A 14,618-nucleotide genomic window follows, 5' to 3' on the forward strand; every position below is an offset into this window, starting at 1 on the left:
TGGTTTTGCAGGTGAGATGGGCCTTAAGCTTTCAGGGCTTCACAAAAAGTGTCCGTGTCGCTTACCCAGCCAAAGAAAGTTTCGATGTTGAAAATCGCCGCCTGTTGGGCAAACGCCGGTCCGGCCTGATGAGTAGCGTCTTCCAGCACTACGCCAAAATATTCGAGGAAGAAGCCATCGCGCAGTGTGGACTCGACACACACGTTGGTGGCAATGCCGGTGAACACCAGATGGCGGATACCGCGACTGCGCAGCATGCTGTCAAGTGGGGTATTAAAGAAGCCGCTGTAGCGCGGTTTGGGCAACACGATGTCACCTGCCTGCGGCACCAGCTCATCCACCAGCGCATAATCCCAGCCGCCTTTCGACAGCAGCGTGCCCTGTAACTCCGGTCGCTTGCGCATGGTTTTCAGCGCATTCGATTTATGGAAGTTCGGCGAGCCGGCATCACCCGCTTCAACGTACTGATCGTCCCAGCCGTTCTGGAACCAGATAATCTGCATGCCAGCCGCGCGTGCTGCGGTCACCGCCTGATGAATTTTGGCGATCACCGGTTTGGTGGCGGAGACGTCAAAACCGGCAAGGTCGAGATACCCCCCCTCGGTGGCATAGGCGTTTTGCATATCCACCACGATCAAGGCACTCTGCGCCGGCGGTAGTGCAATCGCTTCAGGCCGGGCGGGCAGGGTGATATTCGGCAAACTTGACGTGTGGGCACAAGTCACGGCATTCATCAGGCAACCTCCTTCTGCGAAGTGATAACGTTTTGACGACACTGCATTAATGGCTGGATACGTTCCCCGAAATCTTCAATGCCTTGCAGGAAGTCATCAAAGGTCAGTAATACGCCTTGAGCGCCATCAACCTCTGCCACTTCATCCAACATTCGTGCCACATTGGCGTAAGACCCCACTAAGGTGCCCATATTAATGTTCACGGCTGAGGTCGGATCGGCCATCTGACGCACGTTGGTATCGCTGCCGGACTTGGTGTCCTGCTGGCTTTGCGTGGTGAGCCAGGCAAGGGCTTCTTCATCGGCGCCCGCTTTGTAATGCTCCCATTTGGCGCGCGCGGCTTCGTCGCTTTCGGCGGCAATGATCATAAACAGCACATAGGACCCGACATCGCGTCCGGCGTTATCCGCTGCGACTTTCATGCGGCTGGCGGTCGGAGCGAAGGCAGTAGGCGTGTTGACCCCTTTACCAAAGCAGAAGTTGTAATCGGCATGCTGCGCGGAGAACGCTATACCGGCATCGCTCTGTCCGGCACAGATCACTTTCATTGGTTTTTGCGGTTGCGGGCTGACGCGGCAGTCGTTCATGGTGAAGAATTCACCTTTAAAATCACTCTGACCGGTGCCCCACAAATCGCGCAGCACGGTGACGTACTCAGTGAGGTATTGGTAACGGCTGGAGAAGTACTCATCACCCGGCCACAATCCCATCTGTTCGTATTCCGGTTTCTGCCAGCCGGTGACCAGATTGACGCCGAAACGGCCATTGGAAATCGAATCAATAGTGGCGGCCATGCGCGCCACAATCGCTGGAGGCAGCGTCAGGGTCGCTGCCGTGGCATAAATTTCAATCCGTGAGGTCACCGCCGCGAGCCCCGCCATTAGCGTGAAGGATTCGAGATTGTGATCCCAAAATTCAGTTTTGCCCCCGAAGCCGCGCAACTTAATCATCGAGAGCGCAAAGTCGAAGTGATAGTGCTCGGCCTTCAGCACAATCTCTTTATTCAGTTCAAAAGTCGGTTTGTACTGCGGCGCATGGGTGGAGATGAGCCAGCCATTGTTGCCAATCGGGATAAAGACGCCAATTTTCATGTGAAACCTCTCTGCATTGAACGGGCATTGCTCTACGCGCTGCGTTGCTTCCTTCACGCATCCTGCGAGCGGCGCTCCGTCACAAAATTGCAAAGCCTGTGCCACATTTTTAAATGCCTTGTACAACAACGTGTTAAAAAACGTCCGATAGTGAAAGTGGAGTGGTTGGTCTAAATCAGACCGTTTGGTCAAAACGTTTTGCACGTTTTTCATGCGCGTCGTGGTCAAAAAAGGTGCAGGGAGAGCGATTAGGCAGGAAAGAGGGGCTTTGTTATGATGCTGATAGGCAGGATTGAAGAGGTAACAGTGTGAAAAACGATGAAAAAAAGCCGGGCCGACGTTCACGAGCCGTTGCCGCGAAACGGGCCGCGATACTGGAAGCGGCGCTAACCTTCTTCTCACAATACGGTATTCACGGTACCAGCCTCGATAAAGTGGCGGAGCGTGCCGACGTCTCAAAGACCAATTTGCTCTACTACTATCCCTCAAAAGAAGTGCTGTATATCGCGGTGCTGAAAGAGATCCTTGATGTCTGGCTGGCACCATTGCGCGCGCTGCGCCACGATCAGGATCCACTGACCGCCATCCGGAAATATATTCGTCTTAAGTTGGAAGTGTCGCGCGATCACCCACAGGCCTCGCGCTTGTTCTGTCTGGAGATGCTCCAGGGTGCTCCGTTACTCAAAGGCGAACTGGCCGGGGATTTAAAAGCGCTGGTGGATGAGAAAGCAGCAATCATCGAACAGTGGATTGTGGAAGGGCGTTTAGCCGGGGTGCAGCCGCAGCATCTGTTTTTCCTGCTGTGGGCCACCACGCAACATTACGCGGATTTTGCTTCACAGGTTGAAGCGATCACCGGCCAGACCCTGAGTGACCCGGAATTTTTCGAGCAAACGCTGGAGAATGTTCAGCGCATGATTATTGAAGGGATCCGCGTGCGTTGATCCCGCTTTAGCCAGGAGAGTGCATGGATTCGCTATCACAACTGACGTTGGGCGCGGCGGTCACCGTCGCGGTGATGGGCAAGCGCGTGCCGCTATGGCAATCGGCGCTGGTGGGTGCGATTGTCGGTACCTTACCCGATCTTGATGTGTTTATCGATCACGGCGATGCGATTCGCAATATGACGCTGCACCGCACCGAGAGCCATGCGCTGTTGTGGCTGACGTTGATTGCGCCCCTGTTGGTCTGGCTGGTTGCGGTTGTGTCGCGCAGTCGCCCACACTGGCGCGGCTGGTGCCTGGCGATTTGGCTGGCCCTGATTACTCACCCTTTACTCGACCTGACAACGGTATATGGCACACAGCTGGGTTTGCCGTTTACCAATTTCCCCTACGCAATCGGCAGCATGTACATTATCGACCCGCTGTATACTTTGCCGTTGCTGATCGCGCTGTTGGTGGCGTTATGGCGGCGTGACGGGGTGGGATTGCGCTGGAATCAGGCGGGTTTGCTGATCAGTACCCTATATCTCGGCTGGAGTATGGTGGTGCAGGGTATCGCGACGCAGCATATTAATCGTGACTTAACCCAGCAATCCATCCAGCCACAGCAAGTGCTGGTGACGCCAACCGCGTTTAATACCCTGGTGTGGCGAACCGTAATTATGACCCCCGATCGCTACGGAGAAGCTTACTGGTCAATGCTGTCACCCGATCGGGCGCTGGAAATTCATTGGCATCCGCGCAACCCGCAATTGTTCGATGCGTTTAAAGGCGACTGGTATGCCGAGCGAGTGGCGTGGTTCAGCCACGGTTTTTACGCCATGCGTCTACAGGGTGAAGATACTTTGATATCGGATTTGAGGATGGGGGAAGCGCCAAATTACACCTTCACCTTCAATCTGGGATCGGCACATTCCCCGGAACCGGCACCGGAAAGAGAGCCTTCGGTGCGACCATCATTGGCGCAGGCATGGCATAAATTACGCGAAAGGTTATAAAAAAAGCCCCGAAAATTCGGGGCTTTTTTTCAGCAGGGTTATCAGGCTTTACGACGACGTAATAACCAGCCCATGGTAAGGATGACGAACCACAGCGGCGTGACCATCAGCGCCTGGCGGGTGTCGTCCTGCAAGGTCAGCAGGACAATCACAAAGGCGAAGAACGCCATGCACACCCAGCACATCAGCTTGCCCAGCGGCATTTTGAACTTCGACTCAGCGTGACGCTGCGGATGCTGTTTGCGGTAAGCCAGGTAGCTGCACAGGATGATGGTCCAGACGAACATAAACAGAATCGCCGATACCGTGGTGACCATGGTGAATACCGTCATCACATCGGGGATCAGGTAAATCAGTGCAACGCCACACAGCAGGCAGAAGCAGGAGAAGAACAGTCCGGTAGTGGGAACCGCTCGAGCCGACAGACGACCAAACGCTTTGTGCGCCACACCCTGTTCTGCCAGGCCGTACAGCATACGGCTGGTGGAGAAAATACCACTGTTGGCGGATGACGCGGCAGAAGTCAGCACCACGAAGTTCACGATGCTGGCAGCTGCAGGTAAACCAATCAGCACAAACATCTCAACGAACGGGCTGCGGTCAGGCATAACCTGATTCCACGGCGTCACCGCCATGATCACCAGCAACGCCAGAACGTAAAACATAATGATACGTAGCGGAATGGCATTAATCGCGCGTGGCAGCACCTTGTGCGGATCTTTCGTTTCCGCTGCTGCTGTTCCGACTAACTCAATACCGACGAAGGCAAACACCGCAATCTGGAAGCCAGCAAAGAAGCCGCTTAATCCTTTCGGGAACATACCACCGTGATCCCAGATATTGCTCAGAGCTGCTGCGCTGCCACTGGGTGAAGGGTAATGCATGCTCACCAGCACGATGCCGGTCACGATCAGGGCAACAATCGCCACGATTTTAATAATCGCGAACCAGAACTCCATTTCGCCAAACAACTTCACTGTCGCGATATTCAGTGCAAGGAAAACAACTATGCAGAGCAGTGCACTCATCCAGATGGAAAAGTCGGGGAACCAGAGCTGGAAATAGGCACTGATGGCCACCACATCGGCAATACCGGTCACTACCCAACAGAACCAGTAAGTCCAGCCGGTAAAATAGCCTGCCCAGGGGCCGAGTAAATCGGCGGCAAAATCGCTGAAGGATTTATATTCGAGATTTGAGAGCAGCAATTCGCCCATGGCGCGCATCACGAAGAACAGCATAAAGCCGATGATCATATAAACGAAAATGATCGAGGGGCCGGCCAGACTGATTGTTTTACCTGAGCCCATAAACAACCCGGTGCCGATCGCGCCACCGATGGCAATCAGTTGGATATGGCGGTTATGAAGATTACGCTGGAGCTTATCCGGCTGTTCGGCCTCAACAAGCGCCTCTTTGGATTGATCAACCATAAATATATCTTTCCTGTTTTGATGTTGTGTCAGCTCTACTGGCTGTTAGATAGCGTGCCGTTTAATAGGGCAAGTGGCATAAGATAGTGGAAAGCTTGCAACTCTCGGTAATTGTTTTTTTACAATTGTGACCTTTTACGGGGTTTCGTCTGTCAGTAAATATTTACATGGCATAATCCACGGTGAGTTTGCGTAAATCTTCAGCAATTAAGCCTTTTCTGCGTCATTTCCTCGTTTTGCCACCTACACTTACGTCTTCCTTTAATGAGTAAACGTGAGGTGTAGTGCGCGCATTATTAGCGATTGCCCTATTGGCTTTATGTGGCTGGTGGAGTCTACCTTGGTTGAAAACTCATTTACCGCCGCAGTGGAATCCGTTTACGCCATTGTCGGTGACTGACCCACCAGGATGGATGATGCGCTACAAATTGCAGCGGCTCAGTCACGATCCTGCGGCCTGTCTGGCAGTGATGCAGCGTGCCAGCCAGCAGGGGTGGGTACAATTTCGTACCGTGCCTGCGATGCAAGGTGATTGTCCTTTAGAACAACCTATGCGCGTGAGTGGATTTGGCGAAGTCACCTTAAGCAGCAGTTTTCTTGCCAGTTGTCCCATGGCGGTAAGTAGCACAATGTTTGTCGTCAACAGCAGCACCGCATTGCAGCAGGCAGGCATCAACAGCCCATTACGGCGCATTAGCCACGTCGGCAGTTACGCCTGTCGTAATATCTATCATCGTCAGCAGGGGCGCTTAAGCGAGCATGCGACAGCAGATGCATGGGATGTGACAGGATTTCAACTGGCTAATGGGCGCTGGTTGCAGGTAAGTAAAAACTGGCAGCAACCCGACGATGCGGCGGCAGGGCTTCACGCATTGTGGCGTAACGGTTGTGCGACCTTTGGCAATGCATTAGGACCGGATTATAACGCCGCGCATGCCGGACATTTTCACCTGGGCATGCGCGGTGCAGGATACTGTCGTTAACTAGACGGCGGGATTAAGCCCACGTTTTATCAGGAAATGATTAGCAGGCCAGGAGAATAGGAAACCGATGATCATGGCCAGCTGTAGCATAAACCAGAAAGCCACCAGCAATGGATTGATTTGCTGATTAAGAACAAATTTTAGTGCCAGCGCCATAAAGATAAAAATACCTAATTGATAAATCAGTAACGGAAAAGTTTCCGTTTTAAATGCTAATAATAACGCCCGGCCAAATGAACGTTTTTCACGTTGGCGAATGGCCAGGAATTGGAAAAATAAACCCACCACCAATGAAACTATCACGCAAATAATCGCCTGCATCCAGAGCGTGGGCATAATGGCGAATTGGTTTAGTATGGTGATTATTGGTAGGGTCATTATGTCGCCAAATATACAGGCTGCAGCGGATAATGAGGTAGAAATAAATATTGTTTGCCAGCTGGCGTTACTCTGAATTTTTTGCGGAACCAGCAGCGCGAGTTTTACCTGACGTGAAGGTTTTCGCCCCAGATACCACCAGGCTAACCATCCGATGAAGGGCATATAGAGGCCGGTTAGTGGCCAGATGATATTCATGATGGCCACCGGATGCGGGTGGCGGAAAAGATCTTTTAAAATCATCAGCGCTGTGCAACCGCCCAGAACAAGGAAAGGTAATGCCAGTTGGTTCATCATAGTCAGCCCCGTTATGATGCTCGAATACGCATGACGATGCGCCATTATGGGTGAGGGCGTAACGTCTTCCCCTGGAAAAATCCTCGGCGTGATCCCCCGCACATCCTCTAAGCGTAGCTGGAAAAGAGGGTGACGGAAATCACGCCATACAGCTCACCACAGAAATGGCTGGGATTAAGAATGAACCGAATGCCATTCGTCCCACAAATACCTCTATTACCCTCAGTATCCGCTTTAAGAGTGAGTGATTTTAGTTAATGACGATGCTAAAAATTTATCAATCTAATGATAATTTTCGATGAATAGGGTGATTGAAACTCCTTCGGAAAAATCCTATTCTAATCAGGAAAGAGGATTAAAGTTGTGAAGCAGTTGGCAAAATGTCTCTGCTTTCAGTTCCCCACATAATGGTAACGCATTGACAACAGGATAGTTATGATTGTTACCCCGCGGGCTGCTCTCATTTCAATCAATATTTTTTCTCTAGTTAATTTATTTTTTGTGTTAATCAGAACGAATAACAAGTTAAAGCGTGAAACAACGCTGAGGCAATAATGACTACCGATAATTATTTCGTCTGGCGTGGCGAAACTGAAAATGAATTTCAGGCGCTGACGGAAGTGATTCAAGTAAAAACGCTATTACAAAAACACATTGAAGCGATGGGTTTCGATTCATTCGCTTTCCTGGTTCAACATCCCGTACCATTTACCCGGCCGCGCGTGTTTTTGTTCAGTACTTACCCGGAAAGTTGGGTTAAGCGCTACGAAAGCGAAAATTATTATGCAGTCGACCCAGTGCTGTTACTTTGTCAGCGGGCGGGACGTGGCGTGGAATGGACGAGGGATCTCTTCACCGGCGCCGGCAATTTATGGGCTGAAGCGAATGCGGCAGGCCTTAACAGCGGCTTTTCTTGTTCAGCCATGGCGCCAAATCGTGCCATTGGTATATTATCTATAGCATCATCGCTTCACAGTCAGACTCAACACTTACGCGTTCAGCTAGAGGTGAAACTGCACTTTCTGGCGGAACTGAGTTTGCGCGTGCTAGAGCGGCTCAATGATAGTTCAATGGCAGTTTTATCTAACGATTTTAGCCAACGCGAACTGGAAATATTGAAATGGACGGCAGAAGGAAAAACTTCTGCGGAAATTTCTCTGATTTTAGCGATTTCAGAACATACGGTGAATTTTCACCAAAAGAATATGCAAAAGCGTTTTAATGTTTCCAATAAAACGCAGATTGCGTGTTATGCGGCGGCAATTGGCCTGATATAGCAAAAAGGCAACTACTAATTTTAGTAGTTCCCACTCTTTAGTCAGTTGTCTACCCTGCGCCGGAACTTTGCCAGGCTGGCGCAAAGAAATCATTGCAAACATGGGGATGTCAGGGGCGCATGATGAAAGTAATTCAAACACAGCTTAAGGATATGCCGTCCTCTCTGTTGGCAGAATTGGGAACCTATCGCTACAGCGTTTTTGCGCGGGGTGAAGGATGGTCAATCCCGCCGCGCTTAAGTACGCCCGGACAGGAGTACGATCGCTTTGATCGCTCCGACGTCACCTGGATCATCGCGTGGAATGCGCGTCAGGGGATTTGCGGCTGTGCACGTTTGTTGCCCTGGCATGAACCAGAAGTGCCTGAAGGGATGGTGCTGCCGTTCGATCAGGATAAAGTCTGGGAAATGTCGCGCTTTTCGGCACGTCTTGAAGTGGATGCAGAACTGCCGCTGACGATTTTATGGCATTCGGTGCAGTTGGCAGAACTCAGCGGTATGGAGTATTTGATCAGTTCGGCGACACCGATGCTGGAAAAAATGTTTGAGCAGCATGGCGTGGTGTACGAACCTTTGTCACCGGGTTTAATTCAATCTGAGGACAACCTGTTTGCCATTCGTATTCCGGTTCACCAGCCGGCATTGGCAGATAAGTATCGCGGTACACGTCGCTTCAGTCCGGAAGAGGTGCTGCCATCACTGGGTGTTTCTGTGAACTGGCAGTCGCACAGTTGATCACCCCGCGCGCTGCGCGGGGCTTGGCCGCTTACTGACGGTAGGCGGTTTTAATCTGACGAATCGTGTTACTGAACACTTCCGCCTGCGGTTTATCCACTAACGCGCTCTGCACATAGCGCTCCATGTTAATGATCACCTTACCGGCATCCGCCTGACCCATTCCTTTCAGAATCAGCGTCACCATCATTTTCAGGCAAGCCACTTCGTCGGCCAGCGCCTGGGTATCCTGCGATGTTGAAAAGTCTTCATCACTCATCATTGACTCCTTGGTGGTGTTACTGAATGTTGACACAATACCTGTGTGTAAAAAACAGAGTATATCATATGGTTGGCGGATGAATTTATCCCAGGCGAAGCGGTGAAGATTAAACCAACATTAAAGGGATGTTTGCGCTATTTACAGGCAGGAAAAAACAGGTGATGACGTTATTTTTATTACCGAGCGCCTGACGATCGATAAAAAGATTATAAATTATAACATAATGATATTAGTCACAATTTCACATTTTAATTCTTGCATGGTAATGCATTTTACTCAAAAAATATCTGGGATTGACCTCTATTTGATATGCGTCATTTCATTTGGGATTTATCTGCGTAACCAGATGTTTTTTCCCCGGTAAACCCGGTAAGATGGCCCTCCTGAAATATATTTTTCCCCTCACTAACCTGCGGAGTATGTCCCGTTGATCAGTCTGCTTCTTGTTGATGACCATGAACTGGTACGCGCCGGTATTCGCCGCATACTGGAAGATATGAAGGGATTGGTAATTGCCGGGGAAGTGGCTTGTGGTGAAGATGCGGTGAAATGGTGCCGCAGCAATCCGGTTGACGTAGTGCTGATGGACATGAATATGCCTGGCATCGGTGGACTGGAAGCGACGCGCAAAATTGTGCGCTTCAATCCTGACATCCGCATCATTATGCTGACCATCCATACCGAAAATCCGCTGCCAGCAAAAGTGATGCAAGCCGGTGCGGCGGGTTATCTGAGTAAAGGTGCGGCCCCGCAGGAAGTGGTCAGTGCGATTCGTTCGGTGCACTCTGGGCAGCGCTATATCGCATCCGATATCGCCCAACAAATGGCTCTCAGCCAAATCGAGCCGCAAAAAGCCGAATCACCGTTTAGCTGTTTGTCGGAAAGGGAATTGCAGATTATGCTGATGATCACCCGAGGGCAAAAGGTGACGGAAATTTCCGAGCAGCTTAATCTCAGCCCGAAAACCGTTAACAGCTATCGCTATCGCATGTTCAGTAAGCTGAATATCAGTGGCGACGTAGAGTTAACGCACCTGGCCATTCGACATGGTCTGTATAATGCGGAGCCGTTAATCAGTAGTGAGTGACGTTTTCAATTCTAAAGCCTTTCTCAGCACCGTGACCAGTCAGCCCGGCGTCTACCGTATGTATGACGCGACAGGCACAGTGATCTATGTGGGCAAAGCGAAAGACCTTAAAAAGCGCCTGACCAGCTACTTCCGTACACAGGTGGGCAGCCGCAAAACCGAAGTCCTGGTCAGTAACATCCAAAACATCGACGTGACGGTGACCCACACCGAAACTGAAGCTTTGTTGCTTGAGCACAATTACATCAAGCTCTATCAGCCTCGCTACAACGTGCTGTTACGCGATGATAAATCCTACCCTTATATTTTCCTGAGTGCGGATACACATCCGCGACTGGCGATGCATCGTGGTGCCAAACACGCGAAAGGGGAGTACTTTGGTCCTTTCCCCAATGGCTATGCGGTGCGTGAAACCCTGGCGCTGTTGCAGAAAGTTTTCCCGATTCGACAATGTGAAAACAGTGTTTATCGCAACCGTTCTCGTCCCTGTTTACAGTATCAGATTGGCCGTTGCCTTGGGCCGTGCGTTGCAGGTCTGGTCAGCGAAGAAGAGTATGCACAGCAGACGGATTACGTGCGGCTGTTTCTCGCCGGTAAAGATGATCAAGTGATCACTCAACTGGTCAAACGCATGGAAGAAGCCAGTTATGGATTGCGCTTCGAAGAGGCGGCGCGTCTGCGCGATCAGATTCAGGCGGTGCGACGCGTCACCGAGAAGCAGTTTGTTTCCAATCAGGGCGATGATCTTGATGTGATGGGCGTGGCATTCGATGCCGGTATGGCCTGTCTGCATGTGCTGTTTATTCGACAGGGCAAAGTGCTGGGCAGCCGCAGCTACTTTCCGAAAGTACCTGCCGATACCGATCTTACCGAAGTGGTGCAAACCTTCGTCGGCCAGTTTTACCTGCAGGGCAGCGAAGCACGCACCTTGCCGGCCGATATTCTGCTGGACTTCAGCCTTCCCGAACGTGAGTTACTGGCAGATTCATTGAGTGAACTCGCCGGGCGCAAGGTGAATATTCAAAGCAAGCCGCGTGGCGACCGTGCGCGTTACCTTAAACTGGCGCGCACCAATGCTGCCAGCGCCTTGACCACGAAACTGTCTCAGCACTCCACCATTCAGCAACGCCTGGCGGCGCTGGCGGTGTTTCTCGAACTCGATATCATCAAACGCATGGAGTGCTTCGACATCAGTCACACCATGGGTGAGCAGACGATTGCCTCATGTGTGGTGTTCAATCGCGATGGTCCGCTGCGTTCCGATTATCGTCGCTACAACATTGAAGGCATCACGCCAGGCGATGATTACGCCGCGATGAATCAGGTGTTACGCCGTCGCTATGGTAAAGCGCTGGAAGAAGACAAAATTCCTGATGTGATCATCATCGATGGCGGCAAAGGTCAGCTGGCGCAGGCGAAACAGGTGTTCGCGGAGCTGGATGTGCCCTGGGATAAAGACCGTCCCATCTTGTTGGGCGTGGCGAAAGGCACTGACCGTAAAGCGGGGCTGGAAACGCTGTTCTTTGAAGCGGAGGGCGAGGGCGTTTCGTTGCCGCCGGACTCGCCTGCGCTGCATGTGATTCAACATATTCGTGATGACTCTCACAATCATGCAATTTCGGGTCACAGGAAAAAACGCGCGAAAGTGAAGAACACCAGCGCGCTGGAAAGCATTGAAGGGGTAGGGCCAAAACGGCGTCAACAGCTGCTTAAGTATATGGGGGGCCTGCAACCTCTGATGAATGCCAGCGTGGACGAGATTGCTAAAGTGCCGGGGATTTCCTTCGCGCTGGCGGAAAAAATCTACTACTCGCTGAAACACTAGCATTGAAACAGGGGGGGCAATGTAGGAACATACGTTAAATTCTACTCACACCAGACAGTTACTGGCATATGCAATTTAACATTCCGACGTGTCTTACCCTGTTCCGAGTTGTACTGATTCCATTCTTTGTGCTGGCATTTTATCTGCCCTTTTACTGGGCACCTTTTGCCACCGCATTGATCTTTGTGGTTGCCGCCGTAACTGACTGGTTTGATGGTTTTCTTGCCCGCCGCTGGAAGCAAACCACACGTTTTGGCGCCTTCCTTGATCCCGTGGCTGACAAAGTCATGGTTGCGATTGCACTGGTGCTGGTCGCCGAGTATTTCCACGCCTGGTGGATTACCTTACCGGCAGCCACCATGATTGCGCGCGAAATTATTATCTCTGCCTTGCGTGAGTGGATGGCGGAGATTGGCAAGCGCAGCAGCGTGGCTGTTTCATGGATTGGCAAAGTGAAGACCACGGCGCAGATGTTCTCACTGTTCGCCTTGCTGTGGCGTCCAGATGCCACTGTGGTTGGCGTGGGCGTGGTGGCGCTGTATATCGCCGCGGTGCTGACCTTCTGGTCTATGTTCCAGTATCTGAGCGCCGCACGCGGTGATTTGCTCGATAGCTGATCGATACGATTTAAAAAGCAGCAAACGGACGCAGTGTGTGGATAATTCTATTGACTCATTGCGTCAGATAAGTAGAATGCATCGCATCGAACGGCAGCGAATCTGCAAGAAGCTGAATAAAATCAGCGAGTTCGGTCAGTTAAAGAATCGAGTATTTCAGTTTGCAGCAAGGCGGCAACTGAGCGAATCACAGAGATCTTACTTCAGTAAGTGACCTGTGTGAGTGAAGTAAGCTAACGCAGAAGTAAATTGAAAGACGAAGATTATGCGGGAATAGCTCAGTTGGTAGAGCACGACCTTGCCAAGGTCGGGGTCGCGAGTTCGAGTCTCGTTTCCCGCTCCAAATTTAGTCATCCGTTCTTAACGGATGACATATCAGAATAAAGGCGCGTTGGCAGAGTGGCCATGCAACGGATTGCAAATCCGTCTACCTCGGTTCGACTCCGGGACGCGCCTCCAATTTATACCCTGCCCGGGTGGTGAAATCGGTAGACACAAGGGATTTAAAATCCCTCGGCTTATGGCTGTGCGGGTTCAAGTCCCGCCCCGGGCACCATATTCAGTAGTAAATAAAAACGAATTAAAACAAAGCAATATAAGCAATGTCGTGACCGCCCAAGGGCGGTTTTTTGTTGCCCACAATTTATTTCCTAATATCACTTCCTAATATCAGAAGCTCTTTTTCTGACCACCGACTACCGGAACAACAACAATCTTGCGGTCGTATGCTGCGGTTTGTTCGACGTTCTTATGCCCGGTAATGGCTCTCTTCTCATAAAGATCACCTTCAAGGTCGGACACACCTTTTGCTTTCAGATCGTGGAAGGTGAAATCAAAAAGTAGTTCTGGGAATTTAATACGAGCCTCTTCACGCGCTGCACTCCAGCGGCTGTTAAAACCATCGCGCGTATATCCCGAACCATTAGGCTGATGGATGATGAATATACTGCTCATGCCAGGCTTGAGGTTTAGCTCTCCCGCCATGTTAATTACAGCAGTTAGGCGAGGGGACCAGCCTTTAATTTGCGCTACGCTTGTTTTGCTCTGCTTTATCAAAATACCTTCTTCCATGATTTGGCTTTTTTTCATGGAAAGCACGTCCGCCTGTCTGGCACAGCACAAATAAGCCAGCTCCATTGCGATCTTTACGATATCCGGCGCACACGAATACAGTGCCTGATATTCCGCATCTGTGACGTAGCGGTCACGAGACTCCTCTTTGAACTTCTTCACGCCCTTTGTAGGATTCCCCTTCACCATGCCGCGCTCATATCCCCAACGATACATACGGGACATAAATGCCTTCTCACGATTAGCCTGGACACGGCTTTTCAATCCGCGCTTGTCCATGTACTTCCTGACGTGCTCAGGCTTGATCGCATCAGAAGGCATGGCACCAAAGACTGATAAAACGTTTTTGGAATACTTGAGGTAGTCCTTCTGTGTTTCCCGCGCCAACTCAAAGAAATCTGCCGACTTAAAGAAACGGTCAGCAAGCGATGCTAAAAGCTTGTCGTCGGGAATTTCGTTGATCAACGCTTCATACGCGGCCCAAACCTTTGACTGCACGGCATCAAGGCTGCATAGGCGAATAGCGCCGCCATTCTTAGGGTGGAACTCGTAAGCTGAACGTCCGCGATAAACTCGCGGCGGCATCCATGCGTCTTCAGTGTTTTTTCTTGTTCTTGCCATTAATCAAGCGCGCCAAAGTTTGGTTCATGGGTTTCCTGCTCAGCCACTTTGCGATGAGTGATCGGATCGTTAAAGTGCTGCCAGGTTGTTCTTGGACGGCCATCACGTCTCACAACGAAGAAGATGCCAGCCTGCTTTAGGCAATTGCACTGTTTCGAAGGAATCTTGTAGCCGGTTAATTTTTCGATGTCAGCATCGGAAATTATGTCGTTCTGCATAGCCATCTCCACGCTTTGCCTGCTGCAACAGGCGTTAATTGCTGTGAC

The 14,618-nt window shown here is 51.0% G+C and carries 15 protein-coding genes and 3 tRNA genes; 11 read left to right on the top strand and 7 right to left on the bottom strand.

What is annotated here, in order from left to right:
- Positions 1–23: 23 nt before the first annotated feature.
- Together rutB and rutA are read right to left on the bottom strand one after the other, a co-directional pair.
- Positions 24–734, bottom strand: coding sequence for a pyrimidine utilization protein B (gene rutB / locus ACXI0A_RS08820; RefSeq protein WP_224929397.1), 711 nt, complete (start codon positions 732–734; stop codon positions 24–26).
- A complete protein-coding gene (gene rutA / locus ACXI0A_RS08825) occupies positions 734–1,825 on the bottom strand; it encodes a pyrimidine utilization protein A (RefSeq protein ID WP_476149311.1) in 1,092 nt (363 codons plus the stop codon). Before rutA ends, rutB begins: the two co-directional genes overlap by 1 nt.
- 308 nt (positions 1,826–2,133) lie before the next feature.
- Here rutA and rutR point away from each other — a divergent pair, with 308 nt between their 5' ends.
- Both rutR and ACXI0A_RS08835 read left to right on the top strand, forming a co-directional pair.
- Positions 2,134–2,769, top strand: a complete 636-nt coding sequence (rutR, locus tag ACXI0A_RS08830; RefSeq protein ID WP_224929394.1) for an HTH-type transcriptional regulator RutR — start codon at positions 2,134–2,136, stop codon at positions 2,767–2,769.
- Between the two features lie 23 nt (positions 2,770–2,792).
- Positions 2,793–3,767 (top strand): metal-dependent hydrolase, encoded by a 975-nt coding sequence (locus ACXI0A_RS08835; RefSeq protein ID WP_476149309.1) that lies wholly within the window; start codon positions 2,793–2,795, stop codon positions 3,765–3,767.
- A 41-nt stretch (positions 3,768–3,808) separates the two neighbouring features.
- Here the strand turns inward: ACXI0A_RS08835 and cycA are convergent, their stop codons facing one another.
- The gene (gene cycA / locus ACXI0A_RS08840) at positions 3,809–5,200 is read right to left on the bottom strand and encodes a D-serine/D-alanine/glycine transporter (RefSeq protein WP_224929387.1); all 1,392 of its coding nucleotides are present in this window, start codon (positions 5,198–5,200) and stop codon (positions 3,809–3,811) included.
- Positions 5,201–5,484: 284 nt separating this feature from the next.
- Between cycA and ACXI0A_RS08845 the strand changes: the two genes are divergently transcribed.
- The gene (locus ACXI0A_RS08845) at positions 5,485–6,183 is read left to right on the top strand and encodes an extensin-like domain-containing protein (RefSeq protein WP_224929385.1); all 699 of its coding nucleotides are present in this window, start codon (positions 5,485–5,487) and stop codon (positions 6,181–6,183) included.
- Here the strand turns inward: ACXI0A_RS08845 and ACXI0A_RS08850 are convergent, their stop codons facing one another.
- Entirely contained in the window at positions 6,184–6,858 is a 675-nt protein-coding gene (locus ACXI0A_RS08850) for a DUF4396 domain-containing protein (RefSeq protein WP_476149307.1), read from the bottom strand. It abuts the gene before it with no gap.
- 554 nt (positions 6,859–7,412) lie between these two features.
- Here ACXI0A_RS08850 and sdiA point away from each other — a divergent pair.
- Positions 7,413–8,135, top strand: a complete 723-nt coding sequence (gene sdiA, locus ACXI0A_RS08855; protein ID WP_224929380.1) for an autoinducer binding domain-containing protein — start codon at positions 7,413–7,415, stop codon at positions 8,133–8,135.
- A 122-nt stretch (positions 8,136–8,257) separates the two neighbouring features.
- Positions 8,258–8,869 carry an acyl-homoserine-lactone synthase gene (locus tag ACXI0A_RS08860; RefSeq protein ID WP_476151104.1) on the top strand — a complete coding sequence of 204 codons (612 nt, stop codon included), beginning with the start codon at positions 8,258–8,260 and terminating at the stop codon, positions 8,867–8,869.
- Between the two features lie 31 nt (positions 8,870–8,900).
- Here the strand turns inward: ACXI0A_RS08860 and ACXI0A_RS08865 are convergent, their stop codons facing one another.
- The gene (locus ACXI0A_RS08865; RefSeq protein ID WP_200571684.1) at positions 8,901–9,128 is read right to left on the bottom strand and encodes a DUF2594 family protein; all 228 of its coding nucleotides are present in this window, start codon (positions 9,126–9,128) and stop codon (positions 8,901–8,903) included.
- 430 nt (positions 9,129–9,558) lie between these two features.
- Here ACXI0A_RS08865 and uvrY point away from each other — a divergent pair, with 430 nt between their 5' ends.
- The 6 genes from uvrY to ACXI0A_RS08895 all read left to right on the top strand — a co-directional run bounded on the left by uvrY (position 9,559) and on the right by ACXI0A_RS08895 (position 13,216).
- Positions 9,559–10,218 carry a UvrY/SirA/GacA family response regulator transcription factor gene (gene uvrY, locus ACXI0A_RS08870; RefSeq protein ID WP_034820300.1) on the top strand — a complete coding sequence of 220 codons (660 nt, stop codon included), beginning with the start codon at positions 9,559–9,561 and terminating at the stop codon, positions 10,216–10,218.
- Entirely contained in the window at positions 10,211–12,043 is a 1,833-nt protein-coding gene (uvrC, locus tag ACXI0A_RS08875) for an excinuclease ABC subunit UvrC (RefSeq protein WP_476149305.1), read from the top strand. The genes uvrY and uvrC overlap by 8 nt, the downstream gene beginning before the upstream one ends.
- 68 nt (positions 12,044–12,111) lie before the next feature.
- Positions 12,112–12,660 (top strand): CDP-diacylglycerol--glycerol-3-phosphate 3-phosphatidyltransferase, encoded by a 549-nt coding sequence (gene pgsA / locus ACXI0A_RS08880; RefSeq protein WP_160868253.1) that lies wholly within the window; start codon positions 12,112–12,114, stop codon positions 12,658–12,660.
- A 267-nt stretch (positions 12,661–12,927) separates the two neighbouring features.
- Positions 12,928–13,003: transfer RNA gene (locus tag ACXI0A_RS08885), tRNA-Gly, on the top strand.
- Between the two features lie 42 nt (positions 13,004–13,045).
- Positions 13,046–13,119 (top strand) — tRNA-Cys (locus ACXI0A_RS08890).
- Positions 13,120–13,130: 11 nt separating this feature from the next.
- A tRNA-Leu gene (locus tag ACXI0A_RS08895) sits at positions 13,131–13,216 on the top strand.
- Between the two features lie 113 nt (positions 13,217–13,329).
- Here ACXI0A_RS08895 and ACXI0A_RS08900 read toward each other — a convergent pair.
- Positions 13,330–14,352 carry a tyrosine-type recombinase/integrase gene (locus ACXI0A_RS08900; RefSeq protein ID WP_479485207.1) on the bottom strand — a complete coding sequence of 341 codons (1,023 nt, stop codon included), beginning with the start codon at positions 14,350–14,352 and terminating at the stop codon, positions 13,330–13,332.
- Positions 14,352–14,576 (bottom strand): DUF4224 domain-containing protein, encoded by a 225-nt coding sequence (locus ACXI0A_RS08905; RefSeq protein WP_100702660.1) that lies wholly within the window; start codon positions 14,574–14,576, stop codon positions 14,352–14,354. Before ACXI0A_RS08905 ends, ACXI0A_RS08900 begins: the two co-directional genes overlap by 1 nt.
- Between the last annotated feature and the right edge of the window lie 42 nt (positions 14,577–14,618).

It is taken from the genome of Pantoea sp. C1E2 (assembly GCF_056491465.1).

Bases quoted from the DNA above. Each gene is read 5' to 3' on its own strand.
- rutB (WP_224929397.1), bottom strand. From the start codon at position 734: ATGAATGCCGTGACTTGTGCCCACACGTCAAGTTTGCCGAATATCACC.
- rutA (WP_476149311.1), bottom strand. From the start codon at position 1,825: ATGAAAATTGGCGTCTTTATCCCGATTGGCAACAATGGCTGGCTCATC.
- ACXI0A_RS08835 (WP_476149309.1), top strand. From the start codon at position 2,793: ATGGATTCGCTATCACAACTGACGTTGGGCGCGGCGGTCACCGTCGCG.
- cycA (WP_224929387.1), bottom strand. From the start codon at position 5,200: ATGGTTGATCAATCCAAAGAGGCGCTTGTTGAGGCCGAACAGCCGGAT.
- ACXI0A_RS08850 (WP_476149307.1), bottom strand. From the start codon at position 6,858: ATGATGAACCAACTGGCATTACCTTTCCTTGTTCTGGGCGGTTGCACA.
- sdiA (WP_224929380.1), top strand. From the start codon at position 7,413: ATGACTACCGATAATTATTTCGTCTGGCGTGGCGAAACTGAAAATGAA.
- ACXI0A_RS08860 (WP_476151104.1), top strand. From the start codon at position 8,258: ATGAAAGTAATTCAAACACAGCTTAAGGATATGCCGTCCTCTCTGTTG.
- ACXI0A_RS08865 (WP_200571684.1), bottom strand. From the start codon at position 9,128: ATGAGTGATGAAGACTTTTCAACATCGCAGGATACCCAGGCGCTGGCC.
- pgsA (WP_160868253.1), top strand. From the start codon at position 12,112: ATGCAATTTAACATTCCGACGTGTCTTACCCTGTTCCGAGTTGTACTG.
- ACXI0A_RS08900 (WP_479485207.1), bottom strand. From the start codon at position 14,352: ATGGCAAGAACAAGAAAAAACACTGAAGACGCATGGATGCCGCCGCGA.
- ACXI0A_RS08905 (WP_100702660.1), bottom strand. From the start codon at position 14,576: ATGGCTATGCAGAACGACATAATTTCCGATGCTGACATCGAAAAATTA.